The organism is Ruegeria sp. CDSB114 (assembly GCF_059611025.1).
Genome location: NZ_JBXWOT010000008.1, coordinates 122,962 through 147,825, shown reverse-complemented (window position 1 = coordinate 147,825; position 24,864 = coordinate 122,962). Strand labels below are relative to the sequence as shown.

22 protein-coding genes are annotated in these 24,864 nt (G+C 57.9%); 13 read left to right on the top strand and 9 right to left on the bottom strand.

All coding sequences use genetic code 11. The features are described from left to right. Positions 1 to 65: 65 nt before the first annotated feature. Positions 66 to 383 (bottom strand): hypothetical protein, encoded by a 318-nt coding sequence (locus tag AC2FIP_RS16440; RefSeq protein ID WP_496698658.1) that lies wholly within the window; start codon positions 381 to 383, stop codon positions 66 to 68. Positions 384 to 587: 204 nt separating this feature from the next. Here AC2FIP_RS16440 and AC2FIP_RS16435 point away from each other — a divergent pair, with 204 nt between their 5' ends. Beyond that, positions 588 to 1,187 (top strand): HD domain-containing protein, encoded by a 600-nt coding sequence (locus AC2FIP_RS16435; protein ID WP_281995807.1) that lies wholly within the window; start codon positions 588 to 590, stop codon positions 1,185 to 1,187. Between the two features lie 6 nt (positions 1,188 to 1,193). Here AC2FIP_RS16435 and AC2FIP_RS16430 read toward each other — a convergent pair whose 3' ends face one another. The 3 genes from AC2FIP_RS16430 to AC2FIP_RS16420 all read right to left on the bottom strand — a co-directional run bounded on the left by AC2FIP_RS16430 (position 1,194) and on the right by AC2FIP_RS16420 (position 3,889). Then, the gene (locus tag AC2FIP_RS16430) at positions 1,194 to 2,432 is read right to left on the bottom strand and encodes a CapA family protein (RefSeq protein WP_496787266.1); all 1,239 of its coding nucleotides are present in this window, start codon (positions 2,430 to 2,432) and stop codon (positions 1,194 to 1,196) included. Positions 2,433 to 2,627: 195 nt separating this feature from the next. Then, positions 2,628 to 3,182 (bottom strand): ActR/PrrA/RegA family redox response regulator transcription factor, encoded by a 555-nt coding sequence (locus AC2FIP_RS16425; RefSeq protein WP_142637470.1) that lies wholly within the window; start codon positions 3,180 to 3,182, stop codon positions 2,628 to 2,630. An 86-nt stretch (positions 3,183 to 3,268) separates the two neighbouring features. Continuing rightward, positions 3,269 to 3,889: an SCO family protein gene (locus tag AC2FIP_RS16420; RefSeq protein WP_496787265.1), complete on the bottom strand. Its 621-nt coding sequence runs from the start codon at positions 3,887 to 3,889 to the stop codon at positions 3,269 to 3,271. Positions 3,890 to 3,981: 92 nt separating this feature from the next. On the opposite strand from AC2FIP_RS16420, the gene regB reads away from it, so the two are divergent. The 8 genes from regB (at position 3,982) to trxA (ending at position 15,801) form a co-directional block, all read left to right on the top strand. Beyond that, positions 3,982 to 5,376, top strand: a complete 1,395-nt coding sequence (gene regB / locus AC2FIP_RS16415) for a sensor histidine kinase RegB (RefSeq protein ID WP_142637465.1) — start codon at positions 3,982 to 3,984, stop codon at positions 5,374 to 5,376. Between the two features lie 63 nt (positions 5,377 to 5,439). Next, positions 5,440 to 6,945 (top strand): PAS-domain containing protein, encoded by a 1,506-nt coding sequence (locus tag AC2FIP_RS16410; RefSeq protein ID WP_496787264.1) that lies wholly within the window; start codon positions 5,440 to 5,442, stop codon positions 6,943 to 6,945. Positions 6,946 to 6,986: 41 nt separating this feature from the next. Then, positions 6,987 to 7,460: a tRNA (adenosine(37)-N6)-threonylcarbamoyltransferase complex ATPase subunit type 1 TsaE gene (gene tsaE, locus AC2FIP_RS16405; RefSeq protein ID WP_281973376.1), complete on the top strand. Its 474-nt coding sequence runs from the start codon at positions 6,987 to 6,989 to the stop codon at positions 7,458 to 7,460. Next, positions 7,457 to 8,461, top strand: coding sequence for an aminoglycoside phosphotransferase family protein (locus AC2FIP_RS16400; protein ID WP_281973377.1), 1,005 nt, complete (start codon positions 7,457 to 7,459; stop codon positions 8,459 to 8,461). The genes tsaE and AC2FIP_RS16400 overlap by 4 nt, the downstream gene beginning before the upstream one ends. Further along, positions 8,458 to 9,144, top strand: coding sequence for a nucleotidyltransferase family protein (locus tag AC2FIP_RS16395; protein WP_281973378.1), 687 nt, complete (start codon positions 8,458 to 8,460; stop codon positions 9,142 to 9,144). Before AC2FIP_RS16400 ends, AC2FIP_RS16395 begins: the two co-directional genes overlap by 4 nt. Next, positions 9,137 to 12,064, top strand: a complete 2,928-nt coding sequence (gene addB / locus AC2FIP_RS16390; RefSeq protein WP_496787263.1) for a double-strand break repair protein AddB — start codon at positions 9,137 to 9,139, stop codon at positions 12,062 to 12,064. The genes AC2FIP_RS16395 and addB overlap by 8 nt, the downstream gene beginning before the upstream one ends. Beyond that, positions 12,061 to 15,420 (top strand): double-strand break repair helicase AddA, encoded by a 3,360-nt coding sequence (gene addA / locus AC2FIP_RS16385; RefSeq protein ID WP_496787261.1) that lies wholly within the window; start codon positions 12,061 to 12,063, stop codon positions 15,418 to 15,420. The genes addB and addA overlap by 4 nt, the downstream gene beginning before the upstream one ends. 60 nt (positions 15,421 to 15,480) lie before the next feature. Next, complete coding sequence (trxA, locus tag AC2FIP_RS16380; protein ID WP_271950641.1) at positions 15,481 to 15,801, top strand: thioredoxin; 321 nt, start codon at positions 15,481 to 15,483, stop codon at positions 15,799 to 15,801. A 166-nt stretch (positions 15,802 to 15,967) separates the two neighbouring features. On the opposite strand, the gene AC2FIP_RS16375 is transcribed toward trxA, so the two are convergent. After that, complete coding sequence (locus AC2FIP_RS16375) at positions 15,968 to 16,162, bottom strand: DUF1127 domain-containing protein (RefSeq protein WP_142637449.1); 195 nt, start codon at positions 16,160 to 16,162, stop codon at positions 15,968 to 15,970. A 198-nt stretch (positions 16,163 to 16,360) separates the two neighbouring features. Here AC2FIP_RS16375 and hslV point away from each other — a divergent pair, with 198 nt between their 5' ends. Continuing rightward, a complete protein-coding gene (gene hslV / locus AC2FIP_RS16370; RefSeq protein WP_496698671.1) occupies positions 16,361 to 16,918 on the top strand; it encodes an ATP-dependent protease subunit HslV in 558 nt (185 codons plus the stop codon). Positions 16,919 to 17,412: 494 nt separating this feature from the next. Here hslV and AC2FIP_RS16365 read toward each other — a convergent pair whose 3' ends face one another. Further along, entirely contained in the window at positions 17,413 to 18,654 is a 1,242-nt protein-coding gene (locus tag AC2FIP_RS16365) for an MFS transporter (protein WP_496750943.1), read from the bottom strand. Between the two features lie 180 nt (positions 18,655 to 18,834). Here AC2FIP_RS16365 and hslU point away from each other — a divergent pair, with 180 nt between their 5' ends. From hslU to AC2FIP_RS16350, 3 genes are all read left to right on the top strand, one after another. Continuing rightward, on the top strand, positions 18,835 to 20,142 hold the full coding sequence (gene hslU, locus AC2FIP_RS16360; RefSeq protein WP_142637444.1) for an ATP-dependent protease ATPase subunit HslU: 1,308 nt from the start codon (positions 18,835 to 18,837) through the stop codon (positions 20,140 to 20,142). 97 nt (positions 20,143 to 20,239) lie between these two features. Continuing rightward, complete coding sequence (locus tag AC2FIP_RS16355; protein ID WP_496698677.1) at positions 20,240 to 21,334, top strand: alpha/beta hydrolase; 1,095 nt, start codon at positions 20,240 to 20,242, stop codon at positions 21,332 to 21,334. Beyond that, positions 21,334 to 22,551: an MFS transporter gene (locus tag AC2FIP_RS16350; RefSeq protein ID WP_496787259.1), complete on the top strand. Its 1,218-nt coding sequence runs from the start codon at positions 21,334 to 21,336 to the stop codon at positions 22,549 to 22,551. Before AC2FIP_RS16355 ends, AC2FIP_RS16350 begins: the two co-directional genes overlap by 1 nt. On the opposite strand, the gene AC2FIP_RS16345 is transcribed toward AC2FIP_RS16350, so the two are convergent. The 3 genes from AC2FIP_RS16345 to AC2FIP_RS16335 are packed head-to-tail and all read right to left on the bottom strand — an operon-like array spanning position 22,548 to position 24,825. Next, positions 22,548 to 23,135, bottom strand: a complete 588-nt coding sequence (locus AC2FIP_RS16345) for a Smr/MutS family protein (protein ID WP_496787258.1) — start codon at positions 23,133 to 23,135, stop codon at positions 22,548 to 22,550. The two genes, AC2FIP_RS16350 and AC2FIP_RS16345, sit on opposite strands and share 4 nt — an antisense overlap. Continuing rightward, the gene (gene mltA / locus AC2FIP_RS16340) at positions 23,135 to 24,169 is read right to left on the bottom strand and encodes a murein transglycosylase A (protein ID WP_496787257.1); all 1,035 of its coding nucleotides are present in this window, start codon (positions 24,167 to 24,169) and stop codon (positions 23,135 to 23,137) included. Before mltA ends, AC2FIP_RS16345 begins: the two co-directional genes overlap by 1 nt. Continuing rightward, positions 24,166 to 24,825 carry a Tim44/TimA family putative adaptor protein gene (locus AC2FIP_RS16335; protein WP_496752279.1) on the bottom strand — a complete coding sequence of 220 codons (660 nt, stop codon included), beginning with the start codon at positions 24,823 to 24,825 and terminating at the stop codon, positions 24,166 to 24,168. Before AC2FIP_RS16335 ends, mltA begins: the two co-directional genes overlap by 4 nt. Positions 24,826 to 24,864: the final 39 nt, after the last annotated feature.

The window sequence follows — 24,864 nt, the reverse complement described above, 5'->3', positions numbered from 1 at the left end:
CCCTAGCATCCCTTTTGGGACGTGGCAACGCAGATGGCCGGAAACGGGGTTTTAAGCCGCCAAAATCAACTTGGTATGCCCTCTACCTTGATTTTGGGGATCGCTTGGAAAAAGTCGGTCCCAACGGCGACAATGCAACTGATGCCGTTCGGACGTGTCACCAAAACGGTATAGCTACCCGTTTCCTCTGAGGTCCAGACCTCCATCACCGATTGCGAGCCACGGGATTTTTGCAATCCACCAAAGGCCAGTTCCTCGGAATAACTGTCCTGTAGCGTTGAAATCAGTTGATCACGCAGCGCACAGCTTTGCTGGGCAAAGGCAGGCGGTGCAGTGGCGGCCATACCAAAGGCCAGAGCAATTCCTAACAAACGCTTGAACATAGCAAGCTCCTTTCGATACGAGTTACGTCCGAGAGGGGCACACCGGGAGGAGCATGCGCCCCCCTCGGTACAAATGTCGGTATCACCGCGCGCTTGTTCAAAGCACGATTGCTCAAGAAAAAGTTGGCAGCTGGTGATCTTGACAGGTACAGCTTACCACAAAAATGCGAATTTAATGTGTCCCACTTCACAAGGCATGGCAGAATGGCAACACAACCCCGCGCATGGCAAAGAATGCTGTCCGGGCGCAGGCTGGACCTGTTGGACCCAACACCGGTGGATATCGAGATTGAGGATATCGCGCATGGGCTGGCCTTTGTGGCCCGCTGGAACGGGCAGACACATGGCGATTTCGCCTATTCGGTGGCCGAGCATTCGCTGTTGGTCGAAGAGCTTTTTGGTCGTATTGCCCCCAAGGCACCGGTCAAATGGCGGCTGGCGGCCCTGTTACACGATGCGCCGGAATACGTGATCGGAGATATGATCTCTCCGGTCAAATCCGCTGTCGGTCCCGACTATGGCGCACTGGATGACCGGCTGGCTGCGGCGATCCACATCCGGTTCGGCCTACCCGCTGCGGTGCCTAAAACAGTAAAACGGCAAATCAAAAAGGCCGACAAGATCAGCGCCTGGATGGAAGCCACCCAGATCGCGGGCTTTTCCGAGACCGAGGCGACAAAATTCTTCGGCCGCCCGGACAGGGTTATTATGGAAGGGCTGCAGATCAAATTGCGGCCACCCGTTGAAGTAAGATGTGCCTATACGCATAGACATTCGGCATTGATGGCCGAGATTGGGCCCTGACCACTTTCAGCTTTCTGATCGCGCCACCTTCTGAAAGACTTTGCCGTCAATCTCATGGGCATGCCAACGCACTGGCGTCGCCTTCAGATTTGTTATTTCGGCCTTGCCCTCAGTCTTCTGTACTTCAATCTGCATAATCGTGCTGCTGGCAATGTCTCTATCGGCGAAACCCCACAGCAGACTTCCTAGGGAATAGGCGATTGGCACCGTCCGATCTCCGGTCTGCGTGCGATACAGCTGAATCGGCTGAGGGACATGGGGGTGGTGGCAGACGATAAGATCAGCTCCGAATTCGGCCAAGTCCTGTGCGGCTTCTTGCTGCGCTCGGCGCGGGAACAGCTCGAACTCATGACCCCAATGAATAATCGCAATAACCAGATCACTGCCAGCCGCTTTTGCGTTCGAAATCTGTGTCTTTAGAAGGGTGGTGTCCGGCGCTTGATGCTTTGAAGTCAGCTTGGCGATATTGATGCTCTGCTTTTGACCTTCAGGAAGCGCGTGGCCGTTGGTACCAAAAGCGCAGGACGCAAATCCGAACTTTACCCCTTTTCGTTCGATCGTTTTGACGTCTGTGGCTTCTGCCAAACTCTCATTCACGCCGATTTGCATGATATTTCTGTCACTTAAGACGTTCAAAGTCGTCTCAAGCCCCTCAACACCCATGTCGAGAATATGGTTGTTTGCAAGGTTCAAAACATCAATGAACCTCTCGTTATGGCTGGTCAAAGCATCGAACTGTTCTTCCGACGCACATTCGATCGGCGGGCCAGCGTCCCCGATCACTTCGTCAATCAAAGGCTGTGTCGTTACAGGTGACTCGTAGTTGGCGACCAAAATATCATCCTGAAACAAAAGATCTTCGATCTCAGCATATACTTGATCTTTTGCGACACTGGCCCTGTGGGTTCTTAGAATGTCCCCGGCAAAGCTCAGAGTGACCGAATTTGATGTGTCACTGATGCCAGCGGTTGAAAGTTGTACCGTCGTTTTAGTCATAAAGCCGGACTGATCCAGCTCCGCTTCAGGCTGCTGAATGGGGTTCTTACTTTTATAGACCCAGTACAGGTTGTCCAAAATGTTCATTTCGGAAAGCTCACCCGCAGCGCCCTTTCGTGGTCGCGCCCAAAACCCAAATCTCTCTGCTGCCCAGGTGACAACAGAGACAATGACTTTAAGGGCAGGGTTGGAAATACGGAGGCTTTGGTATGGCGTATTAGGGAGCGGCGACACTTCGATACATCTCAACTATTTGTTCGGAAAATATAATTATTGAACTTAACGACAACACAAATTGGTTAACAGACACTAAATTAAAGTCTTCAGGGGTGGCGGTCCATCAGCCGCGACAAAGCATATGTTTGATAGCCGCCTGTCGAGACTCAATTCGGTTTTCCGGCTTCATGAGTTCTGGCCTGGTATGCGCAAGCTAAACTCACGATCTCATCGCGGGCTACGCTTCGCCAAGATCCGTTGCAATGTCCGGCGGTGCATGTTCAAGCGTCGTGCGGTTTCACTGACGTTGCGATCACACAGCTCATAGACCCGCTGGATATGCTCCCAGCGCACGCGATCCGCGCTCATTGGGTTTTCCGGCGGCGGGGGCAGTTCGTCGCCCTTGGCCAGCAATGCGTTGGTGATGTCGGTGGCGTCGGCGGGCTTCGACAAATAGTCGGTGGCACCGATCTTGACTGCGGCCACAGCGGTGGCAATCGCGCCGTACCCGGTCAGAACCACAACCCGGCTGTCGGGGCGCTTTTCGCGCAGCACTTCGACCACATCCAGGCCGTTGCCATCCTCCAACCGCAGGTCAACAACCGCATATGCAGGTGGACGGGCTGTGGAAATGGCGCGGCCAGCGGCGACAGAGCCCGCGGTTTCAACCTCGAACCCGCGTTTTTCCATGGCCTTAGCCAGACGTCTCAGAAACGGTTCGTCATCATCCACCAATAACAGCGATTTATCCGGGCCGATGTCGAGGTCAGAGCTGTCCGCCATATTCTATTCTTTCCGCTAATTCACGCCGTTGGCTTAAACATGAGTAATAGCAGCGCCATTGCAAAGGTCAAACAGACCGTTGCGTTCTAGATCTTGTCCAGAAAGCAGCCCACCTTGTCAGCCATCTGCTCGGCTGTGTCATTGCGATCGAAAAATTCGATAAACCCGTCCTGGGGTGTGACCAGATAAGTAAAGGTCGAGTGATCAACCAGATAGTACTCATCACTTTTGTCATGGGCCTTATAATAGGTCTTATAGGTCTTGCTGGCGGCCTTGACCTGATCGGGCGTGCCGGTCAGGGCGATGGTCTTACCACCAAGGTTAAAGGCGTAATCGGCCATAACTTCGGGTGTGTCGCGATCCGGGTCGATCGAGATAAACAGCGGCGTCACCGATTGCCCGCGTTCGGCCAGAATATCCACCGCTTCGGCATTGCGGGACATGTCAAAGGGGCAAACATCCGGACAGAAGGTATAGCCGAAGTAGACAAGCGTAGGTTCGGTTATCACCTGTTTGTCGGTCACAGTCTCGCCCTTGCCGTTGATCAGTTCGAAGGGCCCGCCAATGGTGGCCGTACCCCCTGCGATCTGGCTGGACCGGCACTGCGCGAATTTGTCGTCCGAGCCTGCGCCGCGCGTCAGCAGCCACATGGCCCCCAGACCTACGGCCAAAACAACTGTTGCAAGGATAGCGTATAGACGGACCATGGCATCTTACCTGACGATAGAGGAGTTGTTGATCGTTCCGGCCGGGACACCTATCAAGATGAACAGCCGATGCAACAGGACATAATGGACCAATGGCAGATTCCAACATCACTTTTTGGCCTGGTCAGGAACGCAGCTGGATTCGCCTGCGGACGCTGATCCTGCTGCGCTGGGTGGCCATTTTTGGCCAGATCACCGCAATCACCGTGGCGCAACAGACCTATGATGTGCAGTTGGATGTGACGCTGTGCTATCTGGCCATCGGCATTTCGGTCATGGGCAACTTGACGGCTATTCTTGTCTTTCCACGCAACAAACGCCTGTCCGAGTTCGAAAACTTTCTGATGGTGTTGTTCGATTTGTTGCAGCTGACCATCCTGCTGTATCTTACCGGAGGTCTCAATAATCCGTTCGCCTTGCTGTTGGTGGGTCCTGTGACGATCTCTGCCAATGTCATGAGCACCCGGTCAACGCTGATCATCGGTACGGTGGCCATCATTCTGACCACGCTGCTAGCCGAATTTCACCTTCCCCTGCACACGGATGGCGGTGTGGATCTTGAGATCCCCGATATCCTTCTGTTCGGAAACTGGGCTGCCATCGTTATCGCGATCGTTTTCCTGGGGGCCTATTCCCACCGCGTAAGCTCTGAGGTGCAGTCGATGTCTCAGGCGCTGTCGGCCACGCATATGGCCCTCGCACGTGAACAGAAACTGACCGATCTTGGTGGAGTTGTCGCCGCCGCCGCGCACGAACTTGGAACACCTCTGGCAACAATCAAACTGACCAGTGCCGAACTGATTGAAGAGCTGGACGACCGCCCGGACCTGAAAGAAGACGCCGCCTTGATCCGCGAACAGGCCAATCGTTGCCGCGACATTCTGCGCGACATGGGGCGGGCTGGCAAAGACGACCTCCACCTGAGACAGGCCCCCCTGTCCACTGTCATCCATGAGGCCGCCGAGCCACATATCAACCGCGGCAAGCAGGTACACTTTGCCGAAGGTCCGGTCGGGGATGGCGATGTTCAACAGCCTTCGATCCTGCGTAAACCTGAGATCATCCACGGAATGCGCAACCTCATCCAGAATGCTGTGGATTTCGCGCGCAGCAACGTCTGGGTCGAAGCGGAATGGACAGCCGAAAGGATTACGATCAACATCATGGATGACGGCCGCGGGTATCCTTCGCAAATGATTGGCCGGATCGGGGATCCGTTCATGCGCCGACGGCGGGCAGAATCGGAAAAGCGGGCCCGGCCGGAATATGAAGGTATGGGCCTGGGCCTGTTCATCGCAAAAACCCTGCTGGAACGCAGCGGTGCGCATTTGGATTTCGCCAATGGCTCTGATCCATATCAGACCTTGTCGGACAATCCAGAACGTATTGGAGCCATCGTCCGGGTATCCTGGCCGCGAAAACTTGTGGATGCACAGACCGGCGACACCCCCGTTCCTTCAGGTGTAAATCAGCATATCCAAGTCTGAGTTAAGACCCCGTTAACCATTTCCACCCATAGCTATACCCGTGAATTCACCGCGGGAGAGCACATGGTCGACTGGATCATATTGGCCGTCATCAGTGTGGTGTCTGCCAGTCTGGCGGTTCAATGGCTTTTGCCCCGTCGTCAGCAGACAAGTGACAATTTCGGCCTGTCCGAGCCGGCCTCGTTGTTCAATGTCGTGTTTCTGTTCGACGGTGACCGCCTGATCAGCCACACAGACATCGCTCTGGATGGGTTTGAGGCTGTGCGCGACTGGTCAGATCTGCGTCGGCTGCTGCAGCGAGATTTTCCGGGCTTTCCTGAAACCCCTGAACGCGTCAGGCACGAAGGGAATCTTGTCATCCCCGCCATTGATTGTTCGGTCGAGCGGGACGTTTTGTGCGAATGGATCGACGGGGTCGTACGCGTACAGCTGCGGGAAAGCTCTGATTACCCCAGAACCGTATTGCGCGAGAATAGCGATCCGATCCGCCTGGCGATGGAACTGGCGCCCTACCCGGTCTGGCATCTGGATTATCAAAACAAGATCCGCTGGTGCAACGCCGCCTATGTCTCGCTTGTCCGCAAAGTGCGCGGTGGCGATACCGACCTGACTGCACCTCTCTTTCCCGGGCCCGAAAATGGCGCGCGTATCAGCGCCAAGACCCGTGTATTCATTTCGTCCGAAGACAGTGCAAACAAGCTTTGGTTTGACCTGACGATGGTGGACCACCCGGAAGGCAGCCTATGCTACGCTGTGGACATCAACGCCATCGTCGCCGCCGAGACAGCGCAGCGAAAATTCGTGCAGACGATGACCAAAACCTTTGCACAGCTGTCCATCGGCTTGGCCATTTTTGACAGAAATCGCCAGCTTGCACTGTTCAACCCCGCCTTGATTGACCTGACCACCCTGCCCCCGGATTTCCTGAGCTGCCGCCCCAACCTGTCCAGTTTCTTTGACCGCCTGCGCGATCAGCACATGATGCCGGAACCCAAGAACTATCGCAGCTGGCGTAATCAGATGAACGATCTGCTGGAGGCCGCAGAAGATGGAAATTACCAGGAAACATGGTCGCTGCCATCCGGCTCGGTCTATTCCGTCAGCGGCCGCCCGCACCCGGATGGTGCGGTGGCCTTTCTGTTCGAAGATATCACGGCCGAGATCACGTTGACCCGCCGCTTTCGGGCGGAAATGGATTTGATGCAATCCATCCTGGATAAGCTGGCCGACGCGGTTGCCGTTTTCGGTGATGACGGTACCTTGGCCTTCACCAATTATGCCTATCAGAAATTATGGGGTGAAGCCGATGGTGCCGGATTTGAACCCGACACGGTTCTGGACGTGACCCGCAACTGGCAGAAACATTGCACGGCCACTCCGATTTTGGGTGAAATCCGGGATTTCGTGGAAACGCGGGACAGCCGGGCTGAGTGGTCAGCCAGAATCCAAATGCGTAACGGAACCGATCTGAACTGCACCATCTGCCCATTGCAAAACGGGGCCACCATCATTCGCTTTGCCACGCACAATGCGTTGCCACAGCACGAGATACAGCAAATCAGCGCCTGAACCGGGTTGCAGCCAATCCAGCGTGGGGCCATTGTGGCGCCATGACGTTACCACCCCTCAGGATCACCCTGAATTCGCCCGAAGATACGACCAAATTTGCCAGTCGGCTGGGCGCAATTCTGCATCCGGGCGACATCCTGCTGCTGCAGGGTGAGATCGGAACCGGTAAGACCCATTTTGCGCGTAGTCTGATCCAATCGCTGATGACCCGGTCCGAGGATGTGCCCTCGCCCACATTCACGCTGGTTCAGGTCTATGACACCCGTAAAGGTGAGATCTGGCACTGCGATCTATACCGGCTGAGCGCGGTGGAGGAAGTCGAAGAGCTTGGGCTGGCCGAAGCGATGGAGCAAGCGATCTGCCTGATTGAGTGGCCCGAGAAACTGGGCCTGCTGACACCCGGTTCTGCCCTGACGATGACATTTGAAACAGACCCGGACATGCTGGATATGCGCCACATCACCCTCACATGGACCGACGAAAAATGGGCTCAAAAACTGGAGGTCAGCGAATGACAAACCGCGCCGTCCTTGCCGAAGCTCTGATTTCACACACGCCGTGGTCCAAGGCCCGCCGAGAGCCTTTGGCGGGGGATGCCTCGAACCGCCGGTACGAGCGCCTGACCGACCCGGTTACGGGCAAGTCCGCTGTTCTGATGGATTCACCACCGGGCCAGGCGGAACCGGTCGAAGCCTTCGTACGGATGGCCCGGCATTTACAATCTATCGGACTAAGCGCCCCACAGATCTACGCCGAAGACACGCAATATGGGTTTCTTCTTCTGGAAGACCTTGGCGATGACCTGTTCGCGCGGGTTCTGGTCAAACATCCCGATATGGAGCGGGAATTATACGAGGCGGCGACAGATGTTCTGATCACGTTGCACGAGGCCCCGACCCTGTCGCTGCAATCTTACGGCCCGGCACTGATGACCGAACTGGCGGCCTTATCCTTCACCAAATACGCCCAAGGGGTTCTTGGCGATTATGACCAGGATGCGCAGGATCGGTTCGAACACCGATTTGCTGATATCCTGCATCAAGAAACATCCGGCACCAAAGTTGTTGTCCAAAGGGATTACCACGCGGAAAACCTGATCTGGCTCCCTGACCGCCAAGGGGTTGAGCGCGTTGGATTGCTGGATTTTCAGACCGCCATGCTGGGCCATCCTGCCTATGATCTGGTGTCTTTGCTCCAGGATGTGCGCCGCAAAGTGACGCCGGGTACGGAAATGCGGATGGTCAGCCACTATATCTCGGCTACGGGCGTCAACGATCATGATTTCCGCAGTGCCTATGCCGTGCTGGGTGCCCAGCGAAATCTGCGGATTCTTGGTGTGTTTACCCGGCTTGCGACCGAGTATGGCAAACCCCATTATGTCGATTTGATCCCCGCTGCGTGGGGCCATCTGATGCGGGATCTGGATCACCCGGCGCTGGTGAATGTTGCCGACCTGCTGCGCGCGGCTCTGCCCGCGCCAACACCCGAAAACCTGAACAGGCTCAGACAGAGATGACCCAGCCCCCCAATGCCGTCATGCTGTTCGCAGCCGGGTTCGGCACCCGCATGGGCACCCTGACCCTGAACCGCCCCAAGCCGCTGATCGAGGTAGCCGGGCGCCCGCTGATCGACCATACGCTGGATCTGGTTGACGCGCTTGGGCCGGTTCGCAAAGTGGCCAACCTGCATTACCTGCCAGATCAGCTTGAGGCGCATCTGGCCCCGAAAGACGTGCTTGTCTCACATGAACAGCCCGACATTCTGGATACTGGTGGCGGATTACGGGCAGCTTTGCCTTTATTAGGGTCTGAATCAGTGTTCACGATGAATTCAGACGCCATTTGGTCCGGCCCGAACCCGCTGACAATGCTGCGGGCCGCCTGGAACCCTGATTTGATGGACGCATTGCTAATGTGCATCCCGACCGCGCAGGCGATTGGTCATGCCGGGGCCGGAGACTTTACTGCTGATGAAACGGGCCGGATTACCCGCGGCCCCGGATTGATCTACGGAGGCGCGCAGATCATGAAGACGGAAGGGCTGGTCGAAATTCCAGACAAGGTGTTTTCGCTGAACCTGCTTTGGGATCGGATGCAAAAGAAAGACCGGCTGTTTGCCCTGACCTATCCCGGCCGCTGGTGCGATGTTGGCCATCCGGAAGGGATCGCCCTTGCTGAAGGTCTGTTGGCGGATGTTTGACCCCTCACCCCTGCCCCGCGTCTTTGCCGTACCTCCGGGTGTGGATTTTCCAAAGACGCTGGTCCGGGGGTTGAGAAATCGCTGTGCCGCTCTTCCGCCCGAGGCTTTGGCCCGAGTGGAGTTGGTTGTTAACACGCGGCGTATGGCTCGCAGGGTGCGTGAGCTGTTCGACCAGGGCCCTGCCTGTTTGTTGCCGCGCCTATCACTGGTGACTGATCTGGGTGAAAGCGTGAATCTGGCGCAGATACCACCCGCAATCCCGCCCCTGCGACGGCGGCTGGAATTGACGCAGCTGGTCTCGAAGCTGCTGGATCAACAACCGGATCTGGCGGCGCGCTCGTCTTTGTTTGACCTGTCAGACAGTCTGGCCGCATTGATAGATGAGATGCAGGGCGAAGGCGTTTCACCCGAAGCGATCCGGCGGCTGGATGTCACCGACATGTCCGGGCATTGGGCCCGCGCGCAGGCGTTTATCGGGATTGCGGATCAGTTCATCGACTCAGAAGACGACATCCTGGACACGCAGGCCCGGCAGCGCCGCGTGGTCGAGAACCTAATCGAACATTGGCGAGTGGATCCACCTCAGCACCCGGTCATTCTTGCCGGCTCGACGGGGTCACGGGGCACGACCCTGAAGTTGATGCAAGCCGTTGCTTGCCTGCCGCAAGGCGCATTGATCCTGCCGGGCTTTGACTTTGACCAGCCCGATCAGGTCTGGGCTCAGCTGGATGCGGCGTTAACCTCTGAGGATCACCCGCAATACCGGTTCCGGAAATTGATGAACCAGCTTGGGATGAGCCCGGATCAAATCACAGCCTGGACCCAGGACAATCCACCCTCACCCGCCCGTAACAAACTGATATCGCTTGCGTTACGCCCTGCCCCGATCACGGATGCATGGATGTCCGAAGGTCCACAACTGACCGATCTGCATGGTGCAACCAAGGACCTGACCCTGGTCGAGGCGCAGTCCCCCCGGGCCGAGGCCCTGGCCATAGCACTCCGCATGCGAGAGGCGGCTGAAACCGGCCAGACCGCCGCTCTGATCACCCCCGACCGCATGCTGACCCGTCAGGTCAGCGCTGCGCTGGACCGGTGGAACATCCTGCCCGATGACAGTGCTGGCCTGCCGCTGCAGCTGTCCCCACCCGGACGGTTCCTGCGCCATGTCGCGGCCCTGTTCGCGCGTCGATTGGACGGCGAAGCGCTGTTGACCCTGCTGAAACATCCGCTCTGCCATGACGGGGGCGAGCGTGGCTCTCATCTGTTGCACACCCGCGATCTGGAACTGGACCTGCGCCGCCACGGGCCGCCATTCCCGGATGCCGCCAGCCTGATGGCATTTGCCATCCGCAAAGAGGTGCCCGAAGGCTGGGTGCAATGGTTAGTAGAGCATTTCTGCGAACAGCAAATCGATGATGAGCTGCCGCTGGCGGATTGGGTTGATCGCCTCTGCGGGTTGGCTCAGGCCATTTCCGCCGGTCACACTGACGATCCCGGCACTTTGTGGGACAAGAACGCCGGTCAAAAGGCGCTGGCGGTTGTGACCGAGCTGCGAAATGAGGCTCAGCATGGCGGCACCATGACGGCCCATGACTTTGCCGATCTGCTGGGTGCTTTGCTGGCCGGAGAAGAGGTCCGCGACCGCGACGCGCCACACCCCCGGATCATGATCTGGGGCACGCTCGAGGCCCGGGTGCAGGGCGCCGATTTGCTAATCCTTGGCGGTTTGAACGAGGGCAGCTGGCCCGAGGCGCCCGCGCCTGATCCCTGGTTGAACAGGCAGATGCGCGATAAGGCCGGGCTGTTGCTGCCAGAGCGGCGCATTGGCCTGTCGGCACATGACTTTCAGCAGGCTATCGGCGCGCCCGAGGTCTGGCTGACCCGGTCGACCCGGTCCGACGACGCCGAAACCGTTCCTTCCCGCTGGTTGAATCGGTTAACCAACCTGTTGAGTGGCCTGGCAGAACAGGGTGGCCAAACCGCCCTTGCAGAAATGCGCAGCCGCGGGCGACAATATCTGGGATGGTCCGAACAACTTGAATACGCTCCAGAAATCAAGGCGGCACCACGCCCATCTCCGCGCCCTCCGGTCGGGTCGCGCCCGCACCGCCTGAGCGTCACCGAGATCAAGCGCCTGATCCGTGATCCTTATGCGATCTACGCCAAACATGTGCTGCGGTTGAAACCTCTGGACCCCTTGGTTCAGGCCCCGGATGCGCTGCTGCGCGGGATTGTAATCCATGAGATTTTGGAGCAGTTCGTGAAGGACAGCGTGCTGGACACGGCCTTGCTGACACGCGAAAGCTTCTTGAAACGCGCCGAAAGCCTGCTGGTCCAGCATGTACCATGGCCCACAGCGCGCAAATTATGGCTCGCGCGGCTGGAACGGATTGCGGATGATTTCCTGCGGGCCGAGACCACCCGGCGCAGCGATGGTGGGCCTGTGGCTTTTGAGGCCGCGATGAAACTGGCGCTCAGTCCGCTGGATTTCACCATAGTCGGGCGCGCCGACCGCATTGACCTCAACAGTCGTGGCGCGCTGCGGCTGGTCGATTACAAAACCGGTGCGCCTCCGACCGAAAGTCAGCAGGCCAAGTTTGACAAACAGTTGCTGATCGAAGCCGCAATGGCCGAGCAGGGCGGGATCGAAGGGTTTGACCCGCTGCCTGTGGCCGAAGCAATTTTTATCGGCATGGGCGGCACCTATAAAGAGGTGCCCGCGCCTCTGACCAAAGAGCCGGTCGACAAGGTCCTAGCCGAGCTGAAACAGCTGGTTTCCTCTTATTTAGAGCCTGATCAGGGCTTCACCTCGCGCCGCATGTTGCACAAGGATACCGATATCGGGGACTATGATCATCTGGCACGTTTCGGTGAGTGGGACCGAACCAGCAACAGCGCCCCCGAGGACCTGAAATGAGCACCCGCAACGACGCAACCGAACGACAAGTGCAGGCCGCACGACCCGATGCCTCGACCTGGCTGGCGGCCAATGCGGGATCTGGCAAAACGCGGGTTCTGACCGATCGGGTGGCGCGGCTGTTGCTGGACGGGGTGCAGCCGCAACACATCCTCTGCCTGACTTACACCAAGGCTGCAGCCAGCGAGATGCAAAACCGGTTGTTCAAACGCCTCGGTGAGTGGGCCATGCTGGGGGATACTCCGCTATTGGCCCAGCTGACCGATTTGGGTGTTCAGGGTGCGATTGACCCGGACCGTCTGGCACAGGCCCGCACATTGTTTGCCCGCGCGATCGAAACGCCTGGCGGGTTGAAAATTCAGACCATCCACTCTTTTTGCGCCTCGCTGCTGCGCCGTTTCCCACTTGAGGCTGGAGTAAGCCCACAATTCACCGAGATGGAGGATCGGGCCGCCGCCTTGCTGCGCGAAGAAATCGTCGAGGATTTTGCCCAAGGGCCGATGGCCAATCTGATCGGCGATGTCGCCCGTTTTGTGACTGACACAGGGTTCGACAAGCTGACCGCCGCCATCACGCAAAAGCGTAATCTGTTTGCGCAGACCGTCGATTGGTCGCAGGTATTGCAGCAATTCAATCTACCCGCCCGCTTTGACGAACAGCTCTTGCTGGGTCAGGTGTTTTTGGGGGGCGAGGTCGAACTTGTCCGCAGCGTCCTGCCCGCATTGACCGAAAGCGGCGGGAACAACGCCAAGGCAGCCACCAGGCTTGCGGCCTTCACCCGCGCCGATATCAGTGCGCTGCCGGTGCTTGAAGATGTATTTCTGACCGGAAAGGCGGCCAAGGACCCGTTTACCGCCAAGATTAACGCTTTCCCGACCAAACCCCTGCGCGAAGGTGTTCTGGCGGGTCAGATGCCACAGCTAGAGGCGTTGATGTTGCGCATTGAAGCCGCGCGTGAACAGCGGCTTGCACTGGTTGCAGCCCGCAAAACGCTGGCACTTCACCGGTTCGCAATGGCCTTTCTGCCGGAATATGAACGGCGCAAGCAACTGCGCGGCTGGCTGGACTTTGACGACCTAATCCTGCGCGCCCGAAACGTACTGAACGACCCGGCGGTAGCGTCTTGGGTATTGTACCGACTGGACGGCGGGATTGACCATATCCTTGTGGATGAGGCCCAGGATACCAGCCCGGACCAATGGGACGTCGTCGAAAAGCTGGCGCAGGAATTCACCAGCGGGGAGGGGGCCCGGTCCGGGATTGAGCGCACTATTTTCGTGGTGGGTGACAAGAAACAATCGATCTATTCCTTCCAGGGGGCCGACCCTCAAGCCTTTGATCGGATGCAGGCCGAATTTGGGCGGAAACTGGAAGAATCAGGCTCTAAACTGTGGGATTCTACGCTGGAGTACTCGTTCCGCTCCTCCAGCGCCATTCTGTCGCTGGTCGATATTCTGTTCGAAAACCGTGCCGAGGCCGGGTTTCACAAAGAAAGCCAGCACCGCGCCTTCAAGTCCGATCTGCCTGGACGCGTCGACCTGTGGCCGGTGGTCGAAAAAGTCAAAGACGAGGAAGATACCGAATGGACTGATCCGGTGGACCGCCCTGGTGCGCGCCACCATACCGTTGTTCTGGCCGAGCAGGTTGCACAGTCGATCAGGGATATGATCGAACAGGGGGAAACCATCCCCGAAGATGGCGAGGTACCGGGCAGTTTCGTCCGGCGAAAGGTACAGCCGGGGGATTTTCTGATCCTCGTCCAGCGCCGCTCGGACCTGTTTGCTGAGATCATCCGCGCCTGCAAGGCTGCCGAACTGCCGATTGCAGGGGCTGACCGGTTGAAGGTCGGAGCCGAGCTTGCGGTCAAGGACCTGGCCGCTCTGCTAAGCTTTCTGGCCACGCCCGAGGACAGCCTGTCGCTGGCCACGGTACTGAAATCCCCTCTGTTTGGATGGTCCGAACAGCAGCTTTTTGATCTGGCGCATCGGCGGCAAGAACAATTCCTGTGGGCGGCGCTGCGCAATCGGGCCGATGAGTTTCCCGATACGCTGACAATTCTGAACGACCTGCGCGGTCAGATCGACTTTCTGCGCCCCTATGACCTGATCGAGCGGATTCTGACCCGTCATCACGGGCGGCGCTTGCTGTTGGGTCGGCTGGGCCCCGAGGCCGAAGACGGCATCAACGCGCTGTTGTCACAGGCGCTGGCCTATGAACGCGCCGACATTCCAAGCCTGACAGGTTTTTTAGTCTGGATGCAGACGGACGATCTGGAGATCAAACGGCAGATGAGCGGTGTCGGCAACATGATCCGCGTGATGACCGTGCACGGATCGAAAGGGTTGGAAGCCCCCATCGTGATCCTGCCGGATACCGGCAGACGGCAAGCCCCGCGCGATGCCGAGATCATGGTGACGGATGCTAAGCCACTATGGAAAGTACCGGCAGACGCGTCCCCGGCGCTGATCGCGCAGGCGCGAGCCGAAGCGCGCGAACGGGAAGAGAATGAGCGGTTGCGCCTGTTATACGTGGCGCTGACCCGGGCAGAGAAGTGGCTAATCGTCGGTGCGGCAGGGGATGTCGGCAAGGACGGAACCAGTTGGTATCAACTGGTGCAGGCGGCTATGGCGCGGGCAGGGGCAACAGCTCTGCCCAACAGTGAGATCCTGCGCTTGTCGCACGGAGATTGGCATGGTCCGGAATTTTTCGAACACACAGGCGCCGTTCATGCCCACAGCGAATTGCCACCGACCTTCCTGAATTCCGCCCCCGCCATTGATGCGGCGCCGGAAACCCTCAGCCCGTCTGATCTGGGCGGGGCCAAGGCCTTGCCCGGGGACATGGGCCAGGATGAAGAGGCCGCCAAGCTGCGCGGCACCCGCCTGCACCTGCTGCTGGAGCATTTGCCGCGGGTCCTTCCTGAGAACTGGCCGCAGCTTTGCGCACGGGTTCTTCCCGATATGCGTGAGGCCGAGCGGCAAGGATTGCTGGCCGAGGCGCAAAATGTGTTAACGGCGGATCACCTGAAGGCAGTGTTCGCCCCCGATACCTTGGCCGAAGTCCCGGTAACGGCCGATCTGGGCGGGCGGCGTATCCATGGTGTCATTGATCGGCTGATCGTCACTGAAACGGACGTCCAAGTAATTGATTTTAAATCGAATATGACAGTGCCAGACAATGCAGCATCCTGCCCCGAAGGACTGCTGCGGCAGATGGGTGCCTATGCTGATTCATTGTCGCAGATCTATCCGGACCGCGAAGTCAGAACTGCAATTCTGTGGACCCGAACAGCCCAGCTGATGTGGCTGCCACACGATCTGGTGAAAGCTGCGCTAACCCGTGCGCTGACGCCTTGACCTTGGCATACCCGACACCTAGTTTCAGTGACCAAGCATTCCCCATTCAGGAGACAGAATATGTCGACCGTAGCTGTTACCGACGATACTTTTGACGCCGAAGTCAAGAATTCCGACATCCCCGTAGTTGTCGATTTCTGGGCCGAATGGTGTGGCCCCTGTAAACAGATCGGACCCGCTCTGGAAGAGTTGGCGGCTGAATATGGCGACAAGGTCAAGATCGCCAAAGTCGATGTAGACAGCAACCCGAACTCTGCCGCCGCCATGGGCGTACGTGGCATCCCGGCGCTGTTCATCTTCAAGGATGGTCAGGTCGTTTCGAACCGCGCAGGCGCCGCACCGAAAGCCGCGCTGCAAAGCTGGATCGAAGAAGCGCTCTGATCCGGTTCGGGAAACAACGTTTGAAGGCGCCTTATTCGGGGCGCCTTTTTTCGTATCTGGGGCAAAGCGCTTCCGCCTGAATTGTCTGACTGGAAAAAGCGGCGCAGAAAAAGAAAAAGCCGCCCAGACCCGGGCGGCTTATCTTGAATTCACGAATTCTCGTGGATCAGAGGGTGGTGATATCCGCGCGGCACAGGCCGATATCGTCCAGCTGTTCATCACTGAGAGCCGACAGGGCATTGCGGGTTTTGCGGGATTCATTCCAATCGGCGGCTTTTTCAAAAGCGCCAAAAAACGCGTCCACTACATGCAGGATGGTAGCTGCTCCGAGCGGCGCATGGATATTTGCGGTAGTTGCCATTTGCGCATTCCTTATAAACAGAAACAGCCGACCCGTTGTCGGTTGTGAGCCTCATGTAGGATTTTCAACTGAGTCCCACAATTGCTGGTTTTACAGCCCCGATTTGCGTTTTTTGCATATCTTATAAGCAAGTTGTGAACTGTTGCGCTGCGGATGAGACCGGCCCATATAGAACAGCAGGCGAAAACGGAGGCCCCCATGGCAGACAGCGACTTTCCCGGTTGGCACGGCACAACCATTATTGGCGTCAAAAAAGGCGGGCAGGTGGTCATTGCCGGGGACGGGCAAGTCAGCTTGGGCCAGACCGTGATCAAAGGGACCGCGCGCAAGGTACGCCGCCTGTCACCCGGCGGGTTCGAGGTTGTCGCAGGCTTCGCCGGATCAACCGCCGATGCCTTTACCCTGCTGGAACGTCTGGAAACCAAGCTTGAGGCCACGCCCGGCCAACTGGCCCGCGCCTCGGTCGAGCTGGCCAAGGACTGGCGCACCGACAAATACCTGCAAAAGCTTGAGGCGATGCTGATCGTCACTGATGGCAAGGATCTGCTGGTGATCACCGGGGCAGGGGATGTGCTGGAGCCGGAACACAACGTGGCTGCCATCGGATCGGGTGGCAATTTTGCCCTGGCAGCGGCGCGCGCGATGATGGATGGCGACAAACCGGCGGAACAAGTCGCCCGCGAGGCCATGGCCATCGCCGCCGATATCTGCGTCTATACCAATGGCAATCTCACGGTTGAGAAGATCGGCGGCTAATCCGGCTGCTTACCTTTTCGACGGCAGTTTTGGCCCCAGAATCGTTCCCGACCGGGCGCCAATATTCGGACCCGGCAGGTTTATCTGCCGAGAAGACCCTGGCCGACCCATGAATTGCCCAGACCGCGCGCCGAGATTTGGACCAACAGACTCAAGTGGGTAAAAACTGCGACCCATGATTTGCCCAGATCGCGCTCCAAGATTTGGGCCAACAGACTCAAGTGGATCAAACTTGCGCCCCATAAATTGGCCGGATTGGGAACCAGGCGGTTTCCTCGGCCCCAAAACTGTACTCGAACTTTCGTGTGCTGCCCGCTTGTTGACAACGTGACCGCCTAGATCAGAGGAATCTGCCAGAAACGGCGGCGGCGGCGCCACCTGCTGCGCAGGCAATGGGCCCGTGGCCAACAGCCCAATCAATAGTGCCGCGCCCGTAATCCTGAGGGATTGGATTACCTTCATCTTCCCTGCTCTCAATCGTGGACAATATCCGTCTAAGCCAATAGAGCCGAGATTTCCTTGGATTTCCAGCGCCGATGCATGCCGATCAGCCCCAGTATCGCCGCGACGATCACGATGTAATAGGGCAGGCGGATGTCGATACTCATCAACCCGCCGCCGATCAAGGACATGACGCCCCCGGCCAGACAGAAGACAGCCGTGGTCACCCCCATGACCCAGCCTTGATCGGTGTCGCTGACACTGGAGGAAAACAGGCCCAGCAGTGTCGGGTATGAGACGCCAAAGAAGAAATAGAAGAAAAAGACCGGGACATAGCTCAGCACACCGCTGGGGCTGAAGGCGAAACCTAGGCCGCTGATCACCATCACAACCAGTGAGACATAGATGATCTGGTGTTTGCTGAACCGTTCCTGCGCAGGTTTGACCAGGAAGGTGCTGGAAAAGGCCAGCGCAACCCCAATGACGACCATGGCCATGCTGCCGCCGATGACCCCGTATCCAAATGCGCTGGTCAGGAAGTTGTCGACAAACACATAGAAGGTCACATTGGCGATCATGAACAGGCCATAGACCGGCATGATTTTCAGAACCATCGGATGTTCGCGCACCGCTATCAGGCTGTCGGTGATATCGCGGGGGCGAAAGACAAAGGGCTCACGCTCGGTCCGGGTATCCTTGAAATACGCGGCGACAAGGAAAATGGCGATCATCACCAGAACAAAGGCGCCGTAGAATGGCGTTTTCAGCGTCGCCGCGCTGCCCAGCAGGGCCGAGTCCGACAGGACCGCGCCAATAATGGGACCGCCAACCAGGCCAAAGCTGACACCTGTCACGATATAGCCCATGTTGCGGTCGCGGTCAGTGACATCGGTGCTGCCGTCAATCATTGCCGCCTGCGCGATAGGCTGGTTGCCAGCTGTAAACCCGGTGATCGACCGGCCGACAATCAACAGCAGCAGGCTGTTGAGATACAGCGCGGCGATGGTCAGCGCATAACCTATCAATGCCCCTCCCAGACACACTAGCAGCGCGTTCTTGCGACCAATGGAATCTGAAACCTTAGAGACATAGACCACGCCCAGAAACCAGGACAGAAAGAAACAGCCAATCACCAAGCCGTAGTAGAAATGCCGGGTGCCCATGGCCGTGTTTTCAGGCAGGAACCCCGATTTCGTCTCCATGATCAGTGAGTTGATGATCGGAAAGACCAACCCTTGTCCGATCAGGTCGACAAACACGACAAACAGCAGGGTGATCTTGGCAATCTTGGTCATTTCCGCGCTCCAGGCCCTCAACGCTTTGAAATCACTGTACCAGAGGCCGGGCGCTTTACCTATGGAAAGCATTTGCAAACCGGGTGGGGCGTTGCTAACCAACGCTGCCGCTGTTGTTTTCGCCGTTGCGGTGATTACCTAGACCGCAGCCAACTTATGCCGACCGAAAGGACTGCCCCCGTGACCGACCTGACCCCGCGCGAGATTGTCTCGGAACTGGATCGCTTTATCATCGGGCAGAAGGATGCCAAGCGCGCGGTCGCCGTGGCGCTGCGTAATCGCTGGCGGCGCAAGCAACTGGCTGATGACATCCGGGATGAGGTTTATCCCAAGAATATCCTGATGATCGGCCCCACCGGCGTTGGCAAGACTGAGATCAGCCGGCGTTTGGCCAAGTTGGCCCGCGCACCCTTCATCAAGGTCGAGGCCACCAAATTCACCGAGGTTGGATATGTTGGCCGCGATGTGGAACAGATCGTGCGTGATCTGGCCGATGCCGCGATCCTGCAGACCCGTGAATTCATGCGTGAGGACGTCAAAGCCAAGGCCCATCAGGCCGCCGAAGACCGGGTGATTACTGCCATTGCCGGGGAAGACGCACGTGAGGGCACCCGCGAGATGTTCCGCAAAAAGCTCAAATCCGGAGAGCTGGACGACACAGTGATCGAGCTGGAACTGACGGATACCTCAAGCCAGATGCCGATGTTCGATATCCCTGGCCAACCCGGCAGTCAGATGGGGATGATGAATCTGGGCGATATTTTCGGCAAGGCCTTTGGCGGGCGCACCGTCAAGAAACGCCTGACCGTCGCCGAAAGCTATGACATGCTGATCGGAGAAGAGGCCGACAAACTGTTGGATGACGAAACCGTAAACCGCGCGGCGCTGGAATCGGTTGAACAGAACGGCATCGTGTTTCTGGACGAGATCGACAAGGTTTGCGCCCGTTCGGACGCACGCGGCGGTGATGTCAGCCGAGAGGGGGTGCAGCGTGACCTGTTGCCTCTGATCGAAGGCACAACCGTCTCCACCAAGCATGGGCCGGTTAAAACCGACCACATTCTTTTCATTGCCTCAGGCGCGTTTCATATTGCCAAACCGTCCGACCTGTTGCCGGAACTGCAGGGGCGCCTGCCGATCCGTGTCGAGCTGCGCGCACTGACCGAAGAGGATTTCGTCCGCATCCTGACCGAGACAGACAACGCGCTGACCCGCCAGTACACTGCCTTGATGGGCACCGAGGATGTCACGGTCAGCTTTACTGAGGACGGCATCGCAGCCCTGGCGAAAATCGCAGCGGATGTGAACCAAAGCGTCGAGAATATCGGCGCACGTCGGCTTTACACCGTGATGGAGCGCGTATTCGAAGAATTGTCTTTCACAGCCCCCGATCAGGCCGGTTTGGAAATCACCGTGAATGCACAGTTCGTTGACGACAATCTGGGTGAGCTGACAAAGTCTACGGACCTCAGCCGTTACGTTCTGTAATATCTCCAGCCGGTTTTTGCCGGTCCGTGTCATTGACCCCGCTGGACCTGGGATCAGAATAGAGTAGCGTGTGCGCAAATTCCTTAGGGGGCGACAGGTGCTGCGCTATATTATTTTTGTCCTGACTGCGGCAACGCTAGCCGCATGTGTCGACCGGACCGTATCTCAAACCGTGCCCTCGGCACTGGACATTGGCACGCCCAAAACCATTTACGCAGCAACCACCCGCGCGCGCGAAGCGGACGGATCCTATGGGTACCGCCGCAGCGATCAGCTGCAGTTTCTCGAGATGACGGTCTCAATTCCACCCAATCACAAACCCGGGACATTGGATTTTTCCTATGCCGACCCGGACCCGGAAAATCAGTTCGTGATGGCTGATGAAGATGAGCTTGCCGGACCCCAGGGCCTTGCCTCGCGACTAAGAGGTGTGGACGAGGTTTCGATCTTTATCCACGGCTATAACACGACCCAGTCGGAAACAGTGTTCCGCGCCGCGCAGTTGGAACATGATTTGGAAATACCGGGTGAAACCATGGTCTATTCCTGGCCAAGCCAGGCAACGGGTTATGGCTATGCCTATGACATCGACAGCATGCTTTTCGCCCGTGATGGTCTGGAACAAACTGTTCGCCAGCTGAAATCAATGGGGGTCGATCGGGTTATCCTTGTGGCGCATTCCATGGGCACCGCCCTGACGATGGAGATGATGCGGCAGGCCGAGCTGCGCGAACCGGGCTGGTCGCATCGGAATATCGAAGGGGTTGTTCTGATCGCACCGGATCTGGATGTCGATCTGTTCCGGTCGCAGATGGACAGCATCAAAACGCTGCCTGACCCGTTCATTGTGATGATCTCACGCAAAGACAGGCTGCTGAGTATATCCGCACGCCTGCGCGGTACCGCCAAAAGCGAACGTCTGGGAAATATCAGCTCGGCCGATGCGCTGTCCGAATATAAGATCAGTATTCTGGATACGACCGCCTTCAACAGCGATGCCGGGTCGTCTCATTTCGTGGCTGCAACCTCTCCGGCGCTTTTGGCGATTATCAATTCCGCCCGCCGGGTCAGCAGTACCTTTGGCAGGCAACGCGGGATTGACGTGATCGCCCCCGCCGAGGTCCGCAACCCGACCGGGGCGACCGAGATTGAGCTGACCGAGACCGGGCAGGCCAAGGTCAGCTCTCCGTAATGTCCTTTCACCTGGGGCATTATCTGAAAGCAAATGCCTCATGGCTTGGCGCCGGAGTTCTGCTGACCTTTCTGTCCTGTTTTGGGCAAACGTTCTTCATCTCGATCTTTTCCGGCGAAATTCGTGCGACGTTCGGGTTGAGCCATGGGGCTTGGGGTGGGATCTATTCGCTGGGTACGACCGCATCCGCCATCATCATGATCTGGGCGGGCGGGCTTACGGATATCTTCCGGGTGCGTATGCTCGGCCCCGCTGTCCTGGCTGGGCTAGCCGTGGCGGCGCTAGCGATGGCGTTGAACCGCTGGCTGATCCTGCTACCGCTGGTGATCTTCCTATTGCGCCTGTTCGGGCAGGGGATGAGCACCCATCTTGCCTTGGTCGCGATGGCGCGTTGGTTTACCACAACGCGCGGCAAGGCCTTGTCGATCGCCTCGGTCGGATTTGCGGTTGGCGAAGCGCTTTTGCCGGTAATCTTTGTCGCTGCGATGGTGTTTTTGGATTGGCGCCTGCTCTGGATCATCTCGGCAGGTATTTGTGTGGCCGGCATTCCGATTCTGCTGCGCTTGCTTCGGCAAGAGCGCACACCGCAAAGTCTGGCCAGCGAGTACTCAGCAGCAGGTATGCAGGGGCGGCACTGGACACGCACCGACGCTTTGCTGAACCCGTTGTTCTGGTTCATGGCCCCCGCCTTGCTGGGTCCTTCTGCCTTTATCACCGCCTTCTTCTTTCATCAGGTCCATCTGGCCGAGGTCAAAGGCTGGCAACATATCGAATTGGTGGCGCTGTTTCCCGTCTACACAGGTGTTTCCCTGATCTCGATGTTTGTCGCGGGATGGGCACTGGATAAATGGGGAACCGCCCGAATGATGCCCTTTTATCAGGTGCCGATAGCTATCGGCTTCATGTTGGCGGCTGCAAGCACCTCGATTGGGGGTGCGGTTGCTGCATTGGTCTTTCTGGGGCTTACCGTCGGCGCAAACAGCACCTTGCCCAGTGCGTTCTGGGCGGAATTCTATGGAACCCGTCATATTGGCGCGATCAAGGCCATGGCCACTGCGGTCATGGTCCTTGGGTCGGCGATTGGCCCCGGACTGACCGGCGTGTTGATTGATCAGGGGGTTCCGCTGGACACGCAGTTCCTGTGGATCGGAGTATTCTTCCTGCTGGTTTGTCTGCTGACCTGGATTGGCATCAGCCGCGCCGCACGCACGCTTTAGCGACTGCGACGCAGATAGACGTAATAGGCCCCGTCGCCACCATGGCTGATATGCGCGGGCGTCACCTGCATCACAGCCTGTGCCAAGGGCGGCAGTGACAGCCATTGCGGTACCTGATTACGCAAGACGCCGCGCGGAGTGGGGATGGGGCCGGGCTCGTCCCGATCCTTGCCCTTTCCGGTCACCACCAGAACCAGACGCCTGCCCGAAGCCTGCGCGGTTAGCACAAAGCGCACCAGCGCCGGATAGGCCGTGTCCATCCGCAAGCCATGCAAGTCCAACTTGCCCTCGGGTCGGAGCTTGCCACGTTTCATTCGGGCAAAAGCCTTGCTGTCCATTTGCACTGGGTTGGCGCGTAACCCTTCGGTAACGGATGGTTTCAACACATGCCGTACACCCCTGTCAGCCGCGTTCTGCCCGACTTCAAACGCCTCGATCCGGGGCTTAAAGGTCTTTGTCGGTTTCGGCTTGGGCAATGAGGTGGGGTGCACCGACTGCGGGAGTTCGGGATGCAGGCGATCTGCCTGTTTGGTCACCTTGCGCCACAGATCCATTTCGTCAGGGGTCAATTTGCGGCGCGACATCAGAACTCGTCCGGTAAAAGAGCATATGCGCGCTGAATCGGCAGCAGAACCACCATGCGACCCGGATCTTTCAGGCGCCCCGCTGCGGCCCCTGCGGCATCGCCGGTTCCAAAGAAAATATCAGCCCGTTGTGCGCCCTTGATGGCCGACCCGGTATCCTGAGCGATCATCAGCCTGCGCAAAGGGTCCTGGCCGTCCTTTTCGACCCAGACTGGAGCACCCAGCGGTGTGTATGCCGGATCGGCGGCAATGCTGCGCATGGTGGTAACCGAACGGTTCATCGCACCCAGAGGGCCAAATTCCGGTGCAACACGATTCACCTCGCGGAAGAACACATAAGACGGGTTGTGAAACAGCAATTCGGTACCCGCCTCGGGATTCTTGCGGACCCAGGATTTGATCATCTGCGCACTGACCTGATGCGCACCCAGGGCACCGCGCCGGATCAGTTCGGACCCGATCGAACGATAAGGATGCCCATTGGCGCCCCCATAACCGACCCGCAGCGCCTTCCCATCGGGCAACCGGATACGGCCTGAGCCCTGAATCTGCAGAAAGAACAGCTCGACTGGGTCGTCCACCCAGGCGATTTCAAGACCGCGGCCCTGCATGACATCACCGGTCAGCAGATCGCGACGGGATAACCATTTTTCGGCTCCGCGCGCCTCAGGAGGCATTTTATAGATCGGGTATTTATACCGCTCCGATCTGGTTTTGGACCCGTCCAGTTCGGGTTCAAAATAGCCTGTGAACAGGCCATCCTTCCCGTCTTCGACCAGTACGGGACGGAAGAACAGCTCAAAAAATGACCGGGCCGCATCGGGCTTATAGGTGCGTGCCACGCCACACAATGCCTGCCAGTCCGGATCATCCAGATCACCGCACGTGTTCAGAAAAACCGAAAGGGCCGCCCCGTGATCATCGGCGGCCCAACCATTCAGGTCATCATAGGACAGTATGGATCGTGTCACCTCGGCACTGGCAGAGGTGGTCATGACAGCCACCAGGAAAAGCGACCGAAACGCTGCAATCATGCGTCCGTGGCAACAAGCAGCCAGTTCGGATCGTCCGAGCCCATAACGCGGGCAAAGGTCCAGCTGTCCTTTTGACGTTTAACCGTGTTTGGGTTGCCCTCGATGATATCGCCACCACGATCCCGCACGGCCGAAGTCAGCTCACCAACAAATTTCATGGTGATTTCGGCCTGGTTGGTATCCTTGTCAAAGCTCACATCTGCCAGTGTGGTTTCGCGCACACCGATAAATTCGGCCTCGATGGTCAGCCCCTGATCCTCGCGCGCGGCAACGACCGAAACAAAGGTTTCAAATACCTCTTCCGACAGGAAGGGCTGGATTTCATCCAGATTGCCCTTTTCGAACCCCATGACGATCATCTCATAAGCGCCGCGAGAGCCCTGAACAAATTCACCCACCGAAAAGCCCGGCTCGATCCGTTTCATAGCGGATAGGGTCTGCGCCTGTTCGCTGTCCTCGGGCACGTGATCGGTAATGTCGTGATCTGGCCCACCCTCAATCACCTCAAAATCACGGCGCGACTTATTGGCGTCGGACTGTTGTTGAAGCGGGGGTTTCTCAAAACCCTCACGTGTACCCAGTACGCTTTTCAGGCGCAGGATCAGGAAAACGGCAATTCCGGCCAGGACCAGCAACTGGATCATTGGTTCGTTCATTTCATCCTCTTGGTCAGACCGCGACTTTGTATACACGGC